This is a genomic window from Lachnospira multipara ATCC 19207, assembly GCF_000424105.1.
Taxonomy (GTDB): domain Bacteria; phylum Bacillota; class Clostridia; order Lachnospirales; family Lachnospiraceae; genus Lachnospira; species Lachnospira multipara.
In genome coordinates this window covers 65,335-85,957 of sequence record NZ_AUJG01000013.1, presented here as the reverse complement: position 1 = coordinate 85,957, position 20,623 = coordinate 65,335, and the positions used below count along the sequence as shown (strand labels likewise).

Annotated in this window: 18 protein-coding genes and 1 riboswitch; all 18 genes read right to left on the bottom strand. The window is 34.9% G+C overall.

The annotated features are described in order from the left end of the window. Nucleotides 1-243: 243 nt before the first annotated feature. A riboswitch (cyclic di-GMP riboswitch) is annotated at nt 244-319 on the bottom strand. A gap of 113 nt (nt 320-432) precedes the next feature. Next, nucleotides 433-690: a DUF2442 domain-containing protein gene (locus G600_RS0110110; RefSeq protein WP_027431833.1), complete on the bottom strand. Its 258-nt coding sequence runs from the start codon at nt 688-690 to the stop codon at nt 433-435. 406 nt (nt 691-1,096) lie between these two features. Then, a complete protein-coding gene (locus G600_RS0110105; protein WP_027431832.1) occupies nt 1,097-1,411 on the bottom strand; it encodes a leucine-rich repeat protein in 315 nt (104 codons plus the stop codon). Between the two features lie 170 nt (nt 1,412-1,581). Beyond that, nucleotides 1,582-2,679 (bottom strand): lytic transglycosylase domain-containing protein, encoded by a 1,098-nt coding sequence (locus G600_RS15185; RefSeq protein WP_051195479.1) that lies wholly within the window; start codon nt 2,677-2,679, stop codon nt 1,582-1,584. 92 nt (nt 2,680-2,771) lie between these two features. Beyond that, on the bottom strand, nt 2,772-3,398 hold the full coding sequence (locus G600_RS0110095; protein WP_027431831.1) for a PilZ domain-containing protein: 627 nt from the start codon (nt 3,396-3,398) through the stop codon (nt 2,772-2,774). Nucleotides 3,399-3,541: 143 nt separating this feature from the next. Next, nucleotides 3,542-5,002 carry a peptidoglycan D,D-transpeptidase FtsI family protein gene (locus tag G600_RS14415; RefSeq protein ID WP_051195478.1) on the bottom strand — a complete coding sequence of 487 codons (1,461 nt, stop codon included), beginning with the start codon at nt 5,000-5,002 and terminating at the stop codon, nt 3,542-3,544. Next, nucleotides 4,974-6,308 carry an FtsW/RodA/SpoVE family cell cycle protein gene (locus tag G600_RS0110085; RefSeq protein WP_027431830.1) on the bottom strand — a complete coding sequence of 445 codons (1,335 nt, stop codon included), beginning with the start codon at nt 6,306-6,308 and terminating at the stop codon, nt 4,974-4,976. Before G600_RS0110085 ends, G600_RS14415 begins: the two co-directional genes overlap by 29 nt. Then, on the bottom strand, nt 6,309-8,834 hold the full coding sequence (locus G600_RS15845) for a peptidase U32 family protein (RefSeq protein ID WP_027431829.1): 2,526 nt from the start codon (nt 8,832-8,834) through the stop codon (nt 6,309-6,311). Nucleotides 8,835-8,888: 54 nt separating this feature from the next. Further along, the gene (locus G600_RS0110075) at nt 8,889-9,290 is read right to left on the bottom strand and encodes a cell division protein ZapA (protein WP_027431828.1); all 402 of its coding nucleotides are present in this window, start codon (nt 9,288-9,290) and stop codon (nt 8,889-8,891) included. Between the two features lie 131 nt (nt 9,291-9,421). Next, a complete protein-coding gene (gene ruvB / locus G600_RS0110070; RefSeq protein WP_027431827.1) occupies nt 9,422-10,435 on the bottom strand; it encodes a Holliday junction branch migration DNA helicase RuvB in 1,014 nt (337 codons plus the stop codon). A gap of 41 nt (nt 10,436-10,476) precedes the next feature. Then, nucleotides 10,477-11,085: a Holliday junction branch migration protein RuvA gene (gene ruvA, locus G600_RS0110065; protein WP_027431826.1), complete on the bottom strand. Its 609-nt coding sequence runs from the start codon at nt 11,083-11,085 to the stop codon at nt 10,477-10,479. A gap of 12 nt (nt 11,086-11,097) precedes the next feature. Next, nucleotides 11,098-12,402 carry an ATP-binding protein gene (locus G600_RS0110060; RefSeq protein WP_027431825.1) on the bottom strand — a complete coding sequence of 435 codons (1,305 nt, stop codon included), beginning with the start codon at nt 12,400-12,402 and terminating at the stop codon, nt 11,098-11,100. Further along, nucleotides 12,387-15,305: a YfhO family protein gene (locus G600_RS0110055; protein ID WP_027431824.1), complete on the bottom strand. Its 2,919-nt coding sequence runs from the start codon at nt 15,303-15,305 to the stop codon at nt 12,387-12,389. The genes G600_RS0110060 and G600_RS0110055 overlap by 16 nt, the downstream gene beginning before the upstream one ends. Nucleotides 15,306-15,523: 218 nt before the next feature. Then, complete coding sequence (locus G600_RS0110050; RefSeq protein WP_027431823.1) at nt 15,524-16,327, bottom strand: RnfABCDGE type electron transport complex subunit B; 804 nt, start codon at nt 16,325-16,327, stop codon at nt 15,524-15,526. A gap of 15 nt (nt 16,328-16,342) precedes the next feature. Beyond that, nucleotides 16,343-16,915, bottom strand: a complete 573-nt coding sequence (gene rsxA / locus G600_RS0110045; protein WP_027431822.1) for an electron transport complex subunit RsxA — start codon at nt 16,913-16,915, stop codon at nt 16,343-16,345. Nucleotide 16,916: 1 nt separating this feature from the next. Further along, nucleotides 16,917-17,618 carry an electron transport complex subunit RsxE gene (gene rsxE, locus G600_RS14410; RefSeq protein WP_051195477.1) on the bottom strand — a complete coding sequence of 234 codons (702 nt, stop codon included), beginning with the start codon at nt 17,616-17,618 and terminating at the stop codon, nt 16,917-16,919. Beyond that, nucleotides 17,618-18,256: an RnfABCDGE type electron transport complex subunit G gene (locus tag G600_RS0110035; RefSeq protein WP_027431821.1), complete on the bottom strand. Its 639-nt coding sequence runs from the start codon at nt 18,254-18,256 to the stop codon at nt 17,618-17,620. The genes rsxE and G600_RS0110035 overlap by 1 nt, the downstream gene beginning before the upstream one ends. A gap of 3 nt (nt 18,257-18,259) precedes the next feature. Then, nucleotides 18,260-19,243: an RnfABCDGE type electron transport complex subunit D gene (locus G600_RS0110030; RefSeq protein WP_027431820.1), complete on the bottom strand. Its 984-nt coding sequence runs from the start codon at nt 19,241-19,243 to the stop codon at nt 18,260-18,262. A 14-nt stretch (nt 19,244-19,257) separates the two neighbouring features. Then, nucleotides 19,258-20,577, bottom strand: a complete 1,320-nt coding sequence (gene rsxC, locus G600_RS0110025) for an electron transport complex subunit RsxC (protein WP_027431819.1) — start codon at nt 20,575-20,577, stop codon at nt 19,258-19,260. Nucleotides 20,578-20,623: the final 46 nt, after the last annotated feature.

Sequence of the window (20,623 nt, the reverse complement as noted above, 5' to 3'; positions counted from 1 at the left end):
CTAAAAAAAATCGACTAGATTTCTCTAGTTGGCTTTGAATGCGAAAGATAGAAAGTTATATATAACTTTTAGACTTCTTTATTCTTCTTGTAAACTTAGTGGTGGGTTTTCTAAGTCTTCTTGTAAACTTAGTGGTGGGTTTTTATTTCACCAAAATAAATTTACTAGATAAATAAAAAAACGCCATGAACCCATGACGTAAAAAGCTATTAGTGTTAATAAAAATATGTGCGAACTTTTATCTATAGCAACTGGCTGGCATGTTAAAGCCCCTTTAGTTTTGTGTCATAAAGTTTCCTTTATTTTACCTTTTATATATTTACTTAGCAAAAACATTATATAGGGATGAAAGGTGTATGTCAAGGGAGTGGAGGGATTTGTAGGAATATAAAAATAATGCCCCCGACTATATAGCCGAGAGCATTTTGTGATTTACTGAATAGAATACAACATATCTGGAGCTATGTCTATACAATTAGTTGGATTATATTCTCCAGATGTATCCCAAGCCAATGTGTGATTCATGACAGTACAGCGGCTCATGTAAAAATCCTTATCTTTGAGTTTTTTAAAAACCCCTTTTTCTAACAGATGACTTACATCATAATGTACAATTTTGCCATCTTGAAATAAGACTTCTACTATGTAATTTTCATGTGGTATTACTTGTACAACCTCTGGAGTAAACATAAAACCTCCTTACCTTAATGCGTCTTCTCCCAAAGGGAATCCTTCTTAGTAATGACATTATATCATTTTATGACCTTTTTTTGAATCCTTCTATTTGAGTAAATCAGCCAAACATTTTTCTGTAATTAATTATAACTTCTTTTAAATATGAATTGTTACTTAAGTTTACAAAATATATTTTAACATATGACTTAAATTCATTGGCAGCAAATCCCCATATTAATAAAGTTCAAAAATACGCAAATCCCCATATTGAAAATTCTAAAAAATACACAAATCCCCATATTGAAAAAGCCAAAATATACATAAATCCCCATATAATTATTAAAAATAACCCTCCTTACTGAACCTTACATTGTCTAGTAAAGAGGGTATATATCATTTTGTAAAAAAGGCTTTTAATTTATTATAAATTGCAACCAACAAAGGCGGTTGTATCAACATCAACTTTTTCTGAAATTTCAGGTTTCTTTAGGTTAATGCAATTTCTAAAGGCCTCGCTTTCAATAACTCTAAGTGTCTTAGGAAAGAAAATTTCACTAAGTCTTACACAGTTTTCAAAAGCATTAGCATCGATTTTCTTAACGCCATCTGGTAACCATACACTAATTATGTCATTGCGATTCGAGAATAATTCTTCTGGAATTTCTGTAAAATCGCTCATATCGATCTCCTTATAAGTCTTGTTGTACAACTGTACTTTGATTCTTTCTTTCTTCATATTACTCCCTCTTTCTACATAAGAAACTTATGTTGCCAAAATATAGGTTTGGCTCCTTTATATAAACACCCTAAGACAACTTACGGATTGTCTAAAAAATAACACTGTATTGGCACATTTTCCAAAAAAATTCATTATCTTTAGCTTAGCTTAAGCCTGTTAAAAATAATTTATAAATTGAGAAGTTTTGCTAACACAGGGCTCATAACAGATGATTGAGCCTCATAAAGGCTATAAAGATCTGTTTCTAGGATGTTATTAGCTTGGTTATTTAATTTACTAGTTAAGGCAAGGGCCTCACTAGATAGACCAAAATCCTCTTGTAATTGAGAATTTTTACTTAAGGCATCTAACTCATCTGTTGAAAGGCTTGATAAATAGGATGATAAAAGGCTTTCATCACTATCTGAAACCGTGGATGTAGCACTATTAGTATAAAGTGAACTAATTAAATCCTTTGAATCCTCATCAGAATCATAGTTTCCTGTAATTAAGGAAACCAAATCAAGCATTACGCTGTCCTTATAAGTAGATGAATTGCTGCCACTGTTTGCAAGTGCCTTTAAAAGTTCTAATAGCTTTTCGTTATTAGCTACTGTTAAATAGGCGCTATTTGAAATTTCATTTGCATTAGTATTAAGCTGTGTGCTTTCCTCATTTGTTTGGCTGTTGGAATTTGAATATATCTTAGTAGAAGGAATATCTACTAAGCTCTCCTCTATAACTGTTGCAGGGCTAGTTCCATCAAGTGTTGTGGAATCTCCGCTTAGTGCCCCGCCAAGTAAATCATTGATCTTAGCAATGTAGTTTTGAGTCTCCTTAAAAGGTGGCACTCCGTTATATTTTGAAACGTTACCTGAACCTGCATTATAAGCTGCAAGGCTTAAAGTTACATTTCCATTATACTTAGATAATAAAGACGATAATAAAGACGCGCCCGCGTTAATGTTTTGCCGAGCATTATAAGGGTCTGTTACGCCTAAATCCTCAGCTACATATGGCATTAACTGCATGATGCCTTGGGCACCTGCGCTAGAAGTTGCATTAGTATCAAAGCCTGACTCTGCGTATGCAACTGCTTTAAGTAAATTCTCATTAACACCATACTTACTTGCTGCCTCACTAAAAATGCTCTCTAAATCAACTGGTGCATTAATCTCATTAAAAACAGTGTCAAAGGAATCACCTGTGACACTGTTAGAATCATTTGAATATTTGACCTGATAGATATTACCATCAAGTGCTTCTACTCCATAAATCCCACTCATCTTAATACCTCCAAAGCTAGACAGCTTTAAAGCCCCTAAATTTCATCCTTATCCTATCTCTATCTCTAATTTTCTTAATACTTTTGAAAATGTTACGCAAACATCTTCCTTCTTCTTATCTGCTCTTTCATTATAAAGCCGCCAAGAAGTGCATCAAATTCAGGCATCTTACAGCCATAGCTATACTTACCTGTTTCAGCGTTATACAAAGACCTAATAATATAGGCATGCATATCAAAGGTTTCTTCCTCTGGTGTGTAACTAAGTCGCACTCTATCGCCCTTCTTAAACTCTCTATTAGTTATGAAGGCAAAACCAGATTCTGATATATCCTTTACTAAAACGCTTTCTTTTTGCTCTTCGCCATTCCTATAAATACCTAGCTGTAATATTTCATCAACAGGTAATCTATAGGCCCCGCGCCTATTATAATTCTCGCTCTCCAAGTTCGTATCTTTAATACGATAATAAACTCTTGCCCCAAGTGGGAGGGTATCAACTTTAACACCTCTCCATATGTATAGCTTATTAAGTAATTGGCAATAAATGTTTATCTTATCAAGTGGCATTCTAATGTTCTTACCGGCCACCTTAACACAGGAAAGAATTAATACCCCATCTTTCTTTCCCACAATGCGAGTGTTAAACTCATGATAACTATCGGATAATGGCACCTGAAGGGTAACCATATTCCCAGTAATTAATTCAGATAAATTCATACTCATTTCTCCCCTTAAGATAAATTTACCATTCAAAATCAACATTTTAAATTGCTATTATACCTAAAAAGGCTTATATAGATATTATACTCTTGATATGCTTAGTTATCAAGTTTAAAGTCTAGGGAAACTATATAAATCTTCTAGTATCCAAAATAAGCATCTAAAACGGCTCTAGCCACGTATTGAGCAGAGGAAACTCCTGTAAAACCACCTTCAAGAATGACGCATATTGCAATCTTAGGATTATCTGCTGGCGCAAAGCCAACAAACCAGGAATGATAATTTGAGCCATCTCCATACTGTGCCGAACCTGTCTTTCCTGCTACAGATACGCCATAATTTCTAAAAGCTGAACCTGTACCTGTCTTGCAAACCTGCTTCATGCAAGTTGTTATATATTCTGCCTGTTTCTCTGACATCATAATTCCTAGCTCTTCTGAATCGTATGAGATAACGGTATTTCCATTGCTATCTACTACTTTATCGACAAGATAAGGCTTTAACATAACCCCATCGTTGGCAACACTTGAAGCTATCATTAAATTATGAAGTGGGCTAATCATTGTCTGTCCCTGTCCAATGGCAGTTTCTTCTACAGCACTAATTGAAGAGTCCGTTGTAAGGGAGAAGGAACTCTCATTATATGTAAAATCAACTTCTAAAGACTGGTTAAACAGGAATCTAGAAACCAAGCTAATATACTCCGCTCTTGTAAGGGAGACGCCAATAGTTGCAAAGGCTGAGTTACAAGAATTTGCAAAAGCTGTTACTAGGGTTTCATATCCATGAACTGTATTACTTGCACAGTTAATCTTAGTACCGCCACTAATTGAAACGCTACCAGAACAATTAAAAGTAAAATCCTCATAATCAGAGTTTTGCTCCATATAGGCAAGTAAAGTTAATATCTTAAAAGTAGAACCCGGTGGGTAAAGGCCCTGAGTGGCTCTATTTAGTAAAACCGAATCATCGCTATCATAAGTTAACCAAGTAGAATAATCATCTACCGCATCATTAGGATCATAACTTGGATAAGATACCATACAAAGAATCTTACCAGTTGTTGGATCCATGGCAATTACTGCACCCTTGTTAGTTCCAAGAGCTTCATAAGCTGCCTTTTGAAGTGTAACAGAAAGAGTTGTATAGACATCATCGCCCTCATACATCTCTCCATCAATATCATCACTAATCTGGCTTAAGACATTGTCTGCCTTAGAAAGTAAATAGTAGTTTTCTGATAATTCAAGACCACTTCTACCATTGTTATTAAAGCCCACAACGTGGCTAAACACGGAACCAAGTGGATAAACTCTAGTTTGATTTCCTTCAGAATCCACCTGTGTTGTTGCAAGCACAGTTCCATCTGAGGCAAGAATATCACCACGAATTACATTATCTTCCTGAGTATCTACCAAGCTATTATAAGGATTATTTAAAATGTCCTTAGCTAAAAACTCATTAAAAATAACAAGATAAACCATAATTATGGCAAAGATACTCATAAAGCAATAAGAGATAATATTTGTCTCTTTATTTCTTAAACCTTTTTTTGAATTTAATATATCTTTTTTATCTTTCTTTTTTGACTTCTTTTCCATTTACTGTCTCTCTTTCATCATGTCTCATATTATACATAGCATTTATTAAAGCAAACATCACTAAAGAACTAAGTAATGAACTACCACCATAACTAACAAATGGAATTGTAACACCTGTCATTGGAATTAACTTAATGGAACCACCAACAGCTAAGAAAACCTGGAAGCCATAAGTTACGCCAAGTCCAACTGCCACAAGTCTATAAAATAAAGTATTACATCTACTTGCAATATTCATCATTAAGATTAGGTTGTTTAAGCAAACCAAGAATAGGGCTAGCGAGAAAATAATACCAAACTCCTCAGTTATAGCAGCAAACATAAAGTCTTTTATTGCAACTGGAATCTTTTCTGGCGCCCCAAGTGTAAGGCCGTAACCAAACCAAGAACCCATGCCAATAGCAAACAGTGCCTGAGTTATCTGATAGCCTGTAGTATCAATATATGACCAAGGATCAAGCCATACTGTAACTCTCGCCTTTACATGGCTAAAGGCCTGATAGGCAAGAGCAGATGCCCCTGCAAATGCAACAAAGCCGCAAGCTAAATATCTAGCCTTACGTGTTGCAAGATATAACATCATTAAATAACAAATAAAGAATATTAATGCTGCACCTAAGTCTGTTGCTGCCACTAGTAAAAGACAATGTAGTCCTGCCGCAATACTTACTAAAACAATTTGTCTAAAGTCCGTAGATTGATTGAATGCAGAAGCCACAAACAAAACAAAGGTAATCTTTACAAATTCTGCTGGCTGAATTGAAAACTCGCCAATAGAAATTGTTAAGTTAGCACCAAATACTTGGTTTCCAAGTAACAAAATTACAAGTAAAACTAAACCGATTCCACAGTAAATCCAAGCGAAATTTCTAAAGGTCTTAACCTTTTTAAATAGGGCTGGAATTATAAAGGTAACAATAGTGGAAATGGCTGCAATAACCAATTGTTTAACACATTTATCATAATCAAGTCTTGCAATCATGACAAAACCAATGGCCATAAGCATACACATATTATTAATAAGCAATTTCGAAGCCTTTGGATACAAAAGGTTGTAAACCACAATGACTACAAAGAAATATATAAACTCTACTACGTAGAGGAAAATGTATTTCACATCATCGTAGGCCACATAAAGAATGCTATAACAAAGCAAATGTATCAAAAAGCCTAACAAATACTGCCAAAAATAAATCGTGCCTCTTTTCTTCTCCTTAGTCGTATAGCCAATGTAGCCCGATAAGCAATAAAAAGCCATAAGAAAGGCTAATACGTATTTTGATAAATTAAATAACAATGATTGCATTTATTCAACTCCTCTGTAAAAATGTCCATATTCTACAATCTCATTTTTATCTCTTACTAGATTCTTTGATAGCCTAATGCTCTTAAAGATAGCTAGTAAATCCTCTTCCTTTTCAAGCTGAATACGAAGATGACCGTAATTTAATTCCTTTATTTCCTTCGTATCTAATAAGTTAATCATTTTACTATCCATTTGCATGTAGCAGAATGGACAGACAGATTTAACCTGATAATCTTTATTTTTACCGTTTCTGATAGTATAATTTTCCATCTTTTTGTTGCATTTGTCAAAAGTCTTTTTAGGGCACTGCTCGCTTACCATTAGGGGCGCTCTATAGACTGCCTGAAGCTCAAAATCAGGATCTAGAACATCTGCTAGTTCTCTATTATTAAGTTCTAGAGGAGCACTAAAGCCAGAAAGCTTTAAATTCTTAACTCTGATTTTTTCAAGCTCTTCCTTTGCAAATTTATTAAAGCAATACATATTACTATCAAAGACAAATTTAAATCTTGCATCTGCATTTTCATAAACTCCAAGATTCAATTCGTCTATTAATTCATCCACGGTTCTTAATTCCTCTAAGTTTCTTATTAGAAAAGCATTAACCCCTAAATTAATAGCAGTTTCCACAAGTTTTCTAAAAGTATTCTTATGACTAATCTTATAGATGTATGGTAGGCTTAAGTAAAAATCACATCCAAAGGCTTTGATTCTTTCTATCTCATGCTTTATCTCCTCTAATTCTTCCTCTTCTTTTAGCTTAGATGAAATCTTATAAAGGGAAGAAAAATCAAGATAAACTCTTGAGATTTCACTATAGTCTTCTATCTTTTTACTTAAGTCAAAATTTGTAAAATACAGACTTAATCCGTATTTAGAAATTTTACCACTATTAGTTTTAAATGCCAAACTATTTTGGCCATTAAATGTCCTTTTTTTACAATTTATTAATTCATAGTCTAACTTCTCAATTAATTCTCTTCTTAGTTTCTTAATTGAACCCATTGGTAAAAATGCATTACCATTAAGATAGATATCAAGATTATTAAGTCTAAAATAGCTATCTCCCATTTGTGAAAGGGCCTTTTTAATACTCTTTTCATCAATGGCTGCATTCTTTGCTTCCTGCACTAAATCCCCTGTTACACTAACATCGATATATTCAGAAACTCTTTCCTCTTCGCCCTTTCCATAATAGCTATTGCCATAATTTGGATTTTTTAGACTAGCGGTTAAGACTGCATTTTCATTAACACTTACATAGATGTTAAGATCTAGATCTAGTTTTGGTTCATTATTTACAAAATTATCTTGAACTAATGTCTTTAGGGCTGCGTTATTCATTCGATTAACAACTCTACCAGGATTTAGCTTATATTTCTTTGGAAGGTTAACCACTAACTCCTCGTTAGCCTTTAGGGCCTTACCACTTGTAAAACTTGCGCCCTCTTCAATTTCAAAGACATCTCCTGGATTAATCTCTTCAAGAGCCTTAAATTTCACCCTACCTGACTGGTTTGAAATTACCTTCAAGCCCTTAGTTCCCATGTGGTTAGGTCTATTTAGAGATAACATCTCCTTACCCTTACTAGCATTGTAATAACCTGTTGTAAACATGCCTCGATTATAAATATCAAGAAGGTCATTAATGTCCTTTTCTTCCACCTTAAAGCCTTTTCTTCCCTTTTCAAAATACATATCAAGGTACTTTCTATACATGCTTGTAACAAAGGCGGCATAGGTAACATTTTTCATACGTCCCTCAATCTTAAGGGAATAAACTCCTGCCTCAATAATATCCGGTAGGATGCTTAGCCCGCACATATCCTTTGGACTTAAAATGTATCTCTCATCTTTTCTATTGATGATTTCGTTATTATAATCCACCTCGTATGGCATACGACAAGGCTGGGCGCAACGACCTCTATTACCGCTTCTTCCACCGTTAAAGCTAGATAAAAGGCACTGTCCAGAATAACAATAGCATAGGGCACCATGAACGAAACTCTCAATTTCAAGTTCAGGGATTTCCTTATGAAGAGTTCTTATTTCTTCAAGACTCATTTCTCTTGAAGTAACTACTCTCTTTGCCCCAAGTTCCTGTAAAATCTTACTTCCCTTTGGGCCTGTCTGTGTCATCTGGGTACTAGCATGAATATCCATATCCGGGAAATTCTTATGAATAAGATTAAACACGCCTAGGTCCTGCACAATTACAGCATCTAGACCTTTCTCGTAATATGGAATTAAGTAATCAATAAGGGATTTTGTAATCTCTTGTTCCTTTAAAAGAGTATTAACTGTTAGATATATCTTCTTGCCATATCTATGAGCATACTCAATTATCTCTAGCATTTCATCTGGGTTTAAATTTCCTGCATAGGCTCTTGCGCCAAACATATCTCCACCTAAATAAACTGCATCGGCACCAGCATTAATAACTGCCTTTGCAATATCTATAGAGCCGGCAGGGGCTAAAACTTCAGCCTTTGCGTTATTGTTTAAAATAATATTAGAATTTTTCATATAGCTCCAATTCTTTTATTTGCAATAATAAAAGGGGGTTTTTTAAACTCCCCCCTATCGCATTTTCTTTTCTGTCTCTAATCTTACAATTTCTTTCTGGTATTTCTTCACTTCTTCCTGAAGCGACATAATACTTTTATTAGCAGCATCCTGCTTAATGCTTGCTGCAATTAATTCATGTTTAAGATCATAGATTTCTTTGTCTTTTTCTTCAAGCTCGGCAGATAAATTATCGCCCACTCTCTTTGCCTTAAAATAGTCATCAGCAATATTTAAAAACAAGAGATTAGATCTTAAATCTGATGATAATCTTTTAAAACTATCTTCTTTGTTGTATTCCTCTATCTTATTATTGATATAAGATGCAACCTTCTGTAGATATTCCTCACTTTCATATCCACCTACAGTAAGCACCTTACCTCCAAGAACCACCTGAGTAGTATGTTTTTCTTCCATTTTTTAATCCTCCCATTTGGGTTTTTACACAATATAATATAATTTAATTAAATTATACAGTATTTTTTATCTTCTATCAATAAAATTTAGGATTTGTTCCATTATACGACAAATTCTAAATAAATAAAGACCTAATTTTCTTCTATTTGCTTATTATAGTCTTTTTCTAATATTTCATAAGCTAATTTACTAGCAACCCTACCTCGTGGAGTTCTATTAATAAAGCCATTCTGAATTAAATATGGCTCATAAACATCCTCAAGTGTGGAACCATCTTCACCTATAGAAGCTGCTAAAGTATCAAGTCCTACTGGTCCACCATCATATTTATCAATAATAGTTTCAAGGATAAGTCTGTCATTCTTATCAAGTCCAGCCCTATCCACATCAAGTAAATTAAGGGCATAATCACATACATCCTTAGTAATCACGCCGTTATATTTAACCTGGGCAAAATCTCTTACTCGCTTAAGCAATCTATTGGCAAGTCTTGGTGTACCTCTAGATCTTCTTGCAAGTTCATTAGCGCCTTCACTATCAATGTCAACTTCAAGCACTGATGCAGATCTTACAATAATCTTTTCAAGCTCTGCCACAGTATAGAATTCCATGTGCGATACCACACCAAATCTATCTCTTAAAGGCGCAGATAAAAGGCCTGCCCTAGTTGTTGCACCGATTAGTGTAAATTTTGGCAACTGAAGACGGATAGAACGGGCAGTTGCACCCTTACCAATCATAATATCTATCTCATAGTCTTCCATTGCTGGATATAAAACCTCTTCTACCTGGCGATTTAATCTATGAATTTCATCCACAAATAAAATGTCGCCCTCACTTAAATTATTAAGTATCGCTGCCATTTCTCCTGGTTTTTCAATGGCAGGGCCTGAGGTAACTTTTAAATTAACTCCCATTTCGTTGGCAATAATACCAGCAAGTGTAGTCTTACCAAGTCCTGGAGGCCCATAAAAAAGGCAGTGATCTAGGGCATCTCCTCTATTCTTTGCCGCCTCAATATAGACCTTAAGATTTCTCTTAATCTTCTCCTGACCTATATAATCATCAAGACTATCCGGTCTTAGAGAATTTTCATTACCAATATCTTCTTCAGTTATTTGGGTAGAAATCAATCGTCTCTCCATAATTCGTCCTCTTTTTTATTTTTTGAAAATGTGTTCTAAATTTATAAGAAAGCTAAGTTCTTTAAGCTTTCCTTAATAATATCATCAAGATTCTTATTACTAATATCAACCTTCTTAACTGCATCCATAGCTTCTCTTTGTGAGTAGCCAAGGGATACTAAAGCCTCAATTGCATCATTTTTAAGAATTAAATCATCTGAAGGCTTAGTGCCAACATTTGCATTAAGAATTAAAGCCTCTTCACTTTCAAGCTTTAATTTATCCTTAAGTTCTATAATAAGTCTTTGAGCAGTCTTAGCTCCAATGCCTGGTGCCTTCTTAATGGCATTCACATCATCAGATAAAACTGCATATCTAAGGTCATTGGCACTAATGGTTGAAAGTATGCCAAGGGCTGCCTTTGGGCCAACACCGTTAACATTAAGCAAGAGCTTAAATACATTTAAGTCATCTCTAGTTAAAAAGCCGTAAACATTAATGGCATCCTCTCTTACATAGAGGTATGTATAGACCTTAATATCCTCTCCTATGGATGGGATATTTGATAGCACCGTTGCTGGAACCTTAACATTAATGCCCATTCCATTATTCTCAACAACAATTGTATCTTCAAAAACTTCTGCAAGTTCTCCTTTTATATAAGATAACAAATAAATACCTCCCTATTTTGCAATACTTAAGCAGTGATTAATAAACTGCTGTGCTGTTCTTCCTGAGAAGCCACCATGGGCAATTTCCCACTTGTTAGCCTCAAGTAAAAGCTCGTCAAGCTCAAGCTTAATATCATTTTTCTTAGCAAGCTCTATTACAATATCCTGGAATTCCTTCTTAGCTGGCTTACCAAAGTAAATCTGGCAACCAAATCTATTAACAAGGGATAACTTCTCTTCCATATTATCTGACTTGTGAATTCCATTATCGATTTCCACATCGTTTCTATCCTTCCAAGTCTCCTTAATAATATGTCTTCTATTAGAAGTTGCATAAATAAGTATGTTATCAGGTCTAGTCTCAACACCACCCTCAATTACTGCCTTTAAGAACTTATACTCAATTTCAAATTCCTCAAAAGATAAATCATCCATGTAAATAATGAACTTATAATTTCTATTCTTAATCATGGCAATAACGCTTGAAAGGTCCTTAAACTGATGCTTGTAAATCTCAATCATTCTAAGGCCTTCGTTATAATACATATTAACAATTGCCTTAATAGATGTAGATTTACCAGTTCCACTATCTCCGTAAAGAAGGCAGTTATTAGCTTTTCTGCCCTTAACAAAGGCTTCTGTATTCTCAATTAACTTCTTCTTTTGAATATCATAGCCAACTAAATCATCTAAAACTACAGTATCCATGTTATTGATTGGAATAAGTGAAACTTCATCGTTAGTATCCTTAATTCTAAAGGCCTTATTAAGACCATACATTCCAACACCAAAAGCCTTATAAAATTCTGTTACAAATTTAAAGAAATCCTCTCCAGACTTAGCAGTTTCAAGCTGTCTGCTTAAATTTCTTACCTTCTCTGATACATTTGCATTATAGACAAGAGTGCTCTTCTTAACAGCCTTGTAGTTTGAAATTATATCAAAGACCTTAATAGATAACTTTTCTTCAATTTCGCTAAAGTCGTAATTAAAGATCTTATAAAAGTTTTCAAAGTCTGACTTAGCTAAAATGTTTACACTGCCCTCATTAGCACCAACTTTTTCACAAGTTACACTAAAAGGAGTTTCTGTGCTAATTAAAAGATAAGTAATGTAGTTATGCCATAAATTTTCATCAAAACCAAAGTCTGTAGAAATCTCTAATAATCTTCTAATCTCATTATAAATTCTGTTAGTTAGCTCCGACTTATCATAATCCTTTGTAGAAAAATCTTTGAAAATATCGGACATCTTATAAAGAATACTATCTCTTTTTATGTTACTAAAAATTAGTAAATTGCTTACTTCTTGATACATTTAAAACCCTTCCTCTTTTTCCTAATTTGTTGTTCTGTTACAAATATATATCCACCAAGTAAAATTATGCCAAGGAAACTTACCACCTTTCCCTCATCAAAAAGCGGTGTGTTATAGACTAGCTTAATTTCATGGTCGCCTGCTGATACATAAATGGCCATATAGGTTAAATTGCCCTCTAATATATCCACTTCTTCCCCATCCACATAGGCCTTCCAACCCTTAGAATATGGAATTGCAAAGGTTAAGAATTTAGGATTATCAAGACTAATATTACCAGTAACAGTATCTATGCCAATCTCCATATCATCAAGACTATTCGCTGATAGCTTGTTGACATAAGAAGAAATTCTGTCTGTTTCCTGACTCATAATCTTAATATCATCATAGGAATAAATTCCCACCTTAGGGAAAGTAATTGTAATGGAATTAACCGCATCATTAGAGTAACCCATATTGACGCAGAAATCCTCTTCACCATTATAGTAGCTATAACTTGGTGTAAAATAGCGCATATTCTTAGTTGCCCCATTAGAAGCTGTAAGGCTTAACTCTACGTTAGTAGAAGAAATCTTATGGAATAACCAATCGCTAAATATTGTAGCCTGTTCTGAATAATCAAGGGAATTCCATCTTGTGGAATTATATAAATCAAGAGGATCATACTTTGAATCTCCATAGTAAAGCTCATAAGTTGAAGCATTACTATAATTCATACCATCAATTACAAAATATGTCTCTGTATTCTCTTTACCTGTAAAATTAATTGTTATGCTAGCTCCAGCCTTCGTAACAACTAGGCTATTATTCTGCACTGATACATCTTCAGAATTACAATTAATTGTATAATCTAGGCTTTCACTAGAAAAATCAATATCATCAAAATAAGCTGCTGAATCGTCATTCTTAATAGCCGCCTGACTCTGTGCCTCAGTTGATAAATTCTCTGCCTGGGAATCTGATAAAACAATTGAGTTCATCATAACTTCCTGTAACTCAACTCCATTAAGGCCTGCCACCTGATCCTCAGTCACAAAAGAATCATAGCTATAAGTAAGTGGAAGGGCGTTAACATTTCTATATATCTTATAACCCATATAAGTTCCAATATAGACAAATCCGTTTGGAATCTGCACCTTCTTAGTTAAGTCCACAAGATAATACTGAGTTGAAGATAGAGATAGAAGGTAAGTTCTATCATCATAGCCAATATACTTATGTGGAAGCTCAGTATTAAGAGTGATTCCAAGGGCTGATCTAAATCTTGATACATACTGGTTAGTTAAAGTCCAGTAATACTGTGATGAAGATAAGCCATAAAGCATATTAGAATTATAATCAAGGTCAGAACCTGTATATCTTACAAAGTTCTTATCAATATTAGTATTCTCTAAATATGTAAGAAGAGCTGTATTCTCGTTGCTATTAAGTAACATATCTAGGTCGTCTACTGAAACGCACTCAGATACGTAATTCTCTCCCGTTACTGAATTCTTATAAAAGCTATTAACTGCAATACTAATAATAGCCACAATAAGAATGCAAATCTGCTTAGTCTTTCTACTAATTACTGGCTTTCCAGCATCCGTACTCATAAGAGGCATTAAAACAATTAAAAGTACGAAGCCAAGCATAAGCTGTGAGAAAGACTTAGTATTTCTTGCATATTCAATAAACATGCAAAGGCCCATGTAAACTACCATTACAATAAGCATAACAAGGCCTTCCTTTGCCTTAATATTAAGTAGGCTCTCCCACATAACTACTAAGACGTAAGCGTTAAGTAGTGCAAAGGCAAAGCTCCATCTATTACACATATAAGATAGGCCGTTTAAAACCTGTCCAAAGAATGGAATAATCATAATTATAAAGCAGATAAAGAAATATATCTTTAACAGGGTATTCTTCTTTCTCTTTATAAAAAGTAGGATTACTGCAAGCACTGTTGGAATTGCATAGCCCATGCAAAGCCAGTAACTATCACCTTCAGAAACATAATTTGAAATCATTTGAAGATAGTACTTTACAGGATATGCAAAGTAAAATGGTGTTGCTGTCTTAAATCTTGAATCTGATAAAAAGGCATTAAGCACTGGCATTACAATTATTGCCGATGGAATAACCGCAACAATAGAAGCAAGGGCTATCTGTCCTAACTTAGTAAGCATCTTTTTGATGTCCTTTTTATACAAATATATCAAGCGCACAAAAACATAACCTACTGTTAATAGCACCTGCATATAAAAGAAGTAGAAATTACTAATAGCTGCAACAAAAACTGCAGCGATAAAAAGGTAAGGTCTTCTTCCCTTTAAAATCTTCTCCACACCTAAAATCAAAAGTGGAAAATAAATCATTGGATTTAGAAAATATGGATGTCTTAGAGCATTTAACATGCCCCAATAACAAAATACATATGTAATAGCACCTGTTAGTACGGCTGTTGTTCTAACTCTTCTTGTGGAAAAACATAGCCATGAAAAAGCAAGGCCTGCAAGATATAATCTAAGCAAGATCATTGCTTCATAGAAAATGTACATATAATTTGAAGGTACTAAGAATGCAAAAAATGCAAAAGGATCCCCTATTACATAGTAATTAAGAGTGTTTAATACATCTCCACCCTCTCCTATGGCAAAATCCCATTGATTAAATTCTATTCTGTGCTCCACAAAGAGCTTATAAAAGAATTCCTTTAAATAATCAGCATAGTAAAGTAAGGCTTTAAAATGCTGTTCCCAACCATCAGCTTTCCAAATAAAAGTTTTACCTGACACAAAATTGTAGGAAAAAACAAGAATCGCTGTAATTACAAATATCAAGGAATATATTCCGATGTATCTTAATACTCTTTTTCTTATTTTTCTTTTATTATTTATCTTAGTTTGACTTATTTCGTTCATAATATCTTTGCCCTAATTTATTTAGTCTATACTTAAATTTACAATCCTATAAACTCATTATATTTTAGCATATTAAGGCCTATATTACTAGAACAAATTATCGATTATTTTATGAACACACTATGTTTTTCCACTATTTAAGCCCTTTTAGAGCAAAAAAGAACTCCTTTACTTTATTTAAGTAAAGGAGCCCCTTTTCGTTTTATTTTATTTTTCTATTATGCATGAACATGAATAACCTGCTTTGGACACTTATCAGCACACATGCCACAACCTACACACTTGCTATAATCAATAATTGCACAATTATCAACTACATGAATTGCATCAAGTTTACATGTCTTTTCACAGATACCACAGCCAATACAGCCTGTGCTACAAACATCAATAACGGCCTTACCCTTATCCTTGTTTGCACATTCTACAACATATTTCTTCTTTGCCTTTGGCTTGTAAGGAATTAAATCGATTAAGTTTCTTGGACAGATGTCGACACATTTGCCACAAGCCTTACATTTTTCCTTATCAACCTTTGCTACACCATTGATAACATGGATAGCATCAAACTCACAGGCATCAACACATGAGCCATAACCCATACATCCGTAAGTACAAGCCTTAGAACCACCATTAGGAACAACGTTCATATCCACGCACTTCATAACACCTGAATATGTGAAGTTTTCCTTTGCCTTATCACAAGTACCAGAACACTTAACAAAAGCTGTCATACGAACTGACTCTGTAGCTTCTGTACCCATGATTTCTGCGATCTTAGCAGCAACTGGTGCACCACCAACTGGACAAGCATCAATCTTTGCCTCGCCTGCTGCGATTGCCTTAGCTAGGGCATCACAACCTGCATAACCGCAACCACCACAGTTGTTTCCTGGTAACTCATTTCTAACATCGATTTCTTTTTGATCTACTTCAACGTAGAACTTCTTTCCCATTACACCAAGGAAGAGGCCTAGAAGTAAACCAGTTATACTAACTACTGCAGCTGCAATAACTACTCCCATCTTTACTCCTCCTTTTTATAAAATTCCTGAAAAGCCAAAGAATGCAATTGACATAAGACCTGCTGTTAAAAGTACAATAGGCATTCCCTTAAAGCTTTCTGGAACATCATTATATTCAATACGTTCACGAATACCAGCCATGATAATAATAGCAATTGCAAAACCAATAGCTGTACCAAGACCAGATACTACAGACTCAATGAAGTTGTAGCTGTTCTGTACGTTTGTTAATGCAATACCAAGTACTGCACAGTTTGTTGTAATTAAAGGAAGATAAACACCAAGAGCTTCGTAAAGTGCTGGGCTTGTCTTTTTAAGTAACATTTCTACAAACTGAACAAGAGTTGCAATAACTAAGATAAATACGATTGTATTAAGGTATGTTAAATCAAGTGGAGTTAAGATAAAGTCATAAATTAAGCTACAAATTGCTGATGAAATTGTAATAACTCCAATAACAGCGCCACCCATACCGGCTGCTGTATTAATTTTCTTAGAAACACCAAGGAATGGACATAAACCTAAGAACTGACTTAATACAACGTTATTAACTAATGCTGCTGAAATAGCAATAATAAGTAAATTCATACTATGCCTCCTCCTTATCTAATGAGCCAAGCTTGTGACCAAGCTCGTCTGTATCACCTGCTAAATAGTCAGGAACCTGCGCTGGCTTCATGCCCTTTCTTCTCTTCACTCTGTTCATAATAGCTACAAGCATAGCAAGCATGAAGAAGGCACCAGGAGCTAAAATAAAGATAGATGCTGGTGTGTAACCAAACTCAGTTAAATCAACTAATGCTGAACTACCTGTTGAAAGGATTGTTCCGCCACCGATTAACTCTCTACAAGCACCAAGTACTGTAATGGCGATTGTAAAACCAAGTCCCATACCAAGACCATCAAAGGCTGATGGAAGGGCAGGATTCTTTGAAGCATAGCTCTCAGCTCTACCAAGGATAATACAGTTTACAACAATAAGAGGAATATAGATTCCAAGCGAGTCATAAAGTGATGGTAAAAATCCTTGCATAAGGAACTGAACCATTGTAACGAATGAAGCTACAATTACGATAAATGATGGCATTCTTACACCATCTGGAATTACATTACGAAGTAATGAAATAACAAGGTTTGATAATACTAAAACTACTGTTGAAGAAAGTCCCATACCAATACCGTTGATTGCTGATGTAGTAACCGCAAGTGTTGGACACATACCAAGAGTAAGTACAAGTGTAGGATTTTCCTTAATAATACCGTTATATAAACGCTCTACACACTTATTCATTAGTTGTTACCTCCCTCTTCTAATACTTTAAATGCAGTAAGGGCTGCATTGATTCCCTTAGCCATAGCCTTAGATGTAACTGTTGATCCTGAAATTGCATCAACAACACTATCTCCAGCCTCTGATCCTGTACCATCTGTTACAAGTTCAAACTTGTCAGTAGTAACATTTTTAAACTGATTTAAGTAACTTGGATCTGTCTTAGCTCTCATACCTAGACCTGCTGTTTCACCAATTGAAAGGATTGATGTACCAAGACATTCTCCTTCTTTAGAAATACCAACAGAGAACTTAATATCTCCTGCATAACCATCATGTGCTACTACAGTAATTACATAACCTACTGTTTCACCATTTGACTTACCAGCTACAACTTCTGAAATATCATCCTTTGAATAATCATCATCTGACCATGCAAGTAAAGCCTTTAAACTATCTAAATCTTCACTATTTTCCTCAGAATAAATAACTTCAAATTCACTAGCATCTGCTAAAACTGTTCTATAAGCTTCCTGCTTTGCCTTTTCATTCTGTGCAGCAATTGGTTCTTTTGTTACCTGATAAACAAGACCAAGTAAGACACCTGCTACTAAAGTAATGATGAAAAGAACTGAGGCATCTTTAATAATCTTTCCCATAATTTAAGCTACCTCCTTCTTCTTTTCTGGTTTCTTCTTACCAAATGATCTTGGAACTGTAACTCTTTCAATTAGAGGTACAAGTAAGTTAGAGAAGATGATTGCATATGAAACGCCTTCTGCTGAACCACCATACATTCTAAAGATAAATGTAAGAATACCAAGTAAGCAACCAAATACTAACTTACCATTAGGTGTGATTGGTGATGTTACATAATCCGTTGCCATAAAGAAGGCACCAAGAAGTAAACCACCGCCACAAATTTCGCAAGCTAAGTAATAAAGGTCAAACTGATGTCCTGGTGCAAGTAAGAAGATAAGTACTGCAAAACTTGCAATGTAAGCCACTGGAATTCTCCAGTTAATAATCTTCTTACAAAGAAGGTAAATAGCACCAATAAGTAAACAAATTGCAGATGTTTCACCAATTACACCTGATGTTGTACCAATAAACATATCAAGTAACTTTGGTGAATTAGCAACTACCTCTGCACCTGGCTTTAAGATAGCAAGTGGTGTAGCGCCAGAGTATGCATCAACTGCAAATGAATTATTAGTTACGAAGTTTGTCATTGGGCCTGTATATGCAATAAGTAAGAAGCATCTAGCACCAAGGGCAGGGTTCATAAAGTTCTGTCCTAAACCACCAAATAACTGCTTAACAATAATAATTGCAAAAGCACAACCAACAATTTCAAATCCCACATTAAGTGTTGATGGGATATTAAGTGCAATAAGTAAACCAGTAACTGCAGCACTTAAGTCAGATACTGTAACTTTTAAATGCATAAAATACTGATATACGGCTTCAAAAGCTATACAAGCTACTACGCCGACAATAATACGAATTAATGCATCAAATCCAAAATTATAAATTCCAAATAGCGAAGCAGGTGTTAAGGCAATTAAAACATCGCGCATAACTGACTGAGTAGTTACCTTACTACGCACATGTGGATTAGTGGAAACGTTAAATTTCTCGCTCATGTTTTTATTCCTTTCTACTTCTTTCTTCTATTAGCTAAGACTCTCATTCTCATAGACTTAATCTGCTGTGTAAGAGGTCTCTTTGCTGGACAAACATATGAACAGCTACCACACATTACACATTCCATACCATCAAACTTTGTAAATCCTTCTTCATCATTACGTGAAGCGAATTCAGCAAGCTTTGTTGGAAGTAAATGTTCTGGACATCCTTCAGCACATCTACCACATCTAATACATGCACTAGCATCAATCTTTGATACGATATCTTCTTCAAATACAAGTAAAGAAGAACTTCCCTTAACAACTGGTACATCAAGGCTATACATAGAGAAGCCCATCATAGGACCACCTGAGATGTACTTTTCTGGTTCGCCCACAGGACCGCCAGCAGCCTCAAGTAACTGTCTGTAGTTTGTACCAAGCCATACATAGAAGTTTCCAGGATTCTTAACGCCATCACCTGTAACTGTACAGATTCTCTTTGTAAGTGGCTTACCCTCAATTACTGCAAGGTAAATTGAAAATGCTGTATCAACATTATGTACGATACAACCAGCATCAGCTGGAAGCATAGACGAATTAATTTCTCTCTTAGTAGTAGCGTAAATTAAGCTACGTTCACCACCCTGAGGATACTTAGTCTTTAATTCCTTGACTTCGATATCAGCTTCAGATTCAACTAACTTCTTCATTTTCTTAATAGCTTCAGGCTTATTATCTTCGATAGCAATAATACCCTTAGCATGATCAAATAATTTAAGTGCAATCTTAAGACCCATTACAACCTTATCGCCTTCTTCTAAGAGTCTGCGATAATCTGATGTTAAGTATGGTTCACACTCTGCACCATTAATAATAATGTAATCAATATTCTCTGGATTTTTTGGTGATAACTTAACGTTAGTTGGGAAACCAGCTCCACCCATACCAACAACACCGGCAGCCTTAATTTTATCTAAGATTTCTTCTCTAGTTAAATCTTCAAATTTAGACTCCTTATACTCTATCTCCTTATACTCTCCATCATTCTCAATAATGATAGAATTGCACTTGCCACCTGTTGCAAGTGTTCTAGGCTCGATTGCTTTAACAGTACCAGAAACAGATGAATGAATATTTGCGGATACGAATCCACCAGCTTCTGCAATTAGCTGACCAGCCAAAACATAGTCACCCTTGTTTACAAGAGGTTTGGCAGGTGCTCCAATGTGCTGTGAAAGCGGAAAAACCATCTCTCCTAGGGCAGGGAATAATTCCTTTATAGGCTTATCTTTAGATAACTCTTTGCCATCGAAAGGATGTATACCTCCCTTAAATGTACACTTTCCCATTGATTTCTCTCCTTTTTTTTAAAATTGCTCATGCCTAAAGTGTTTG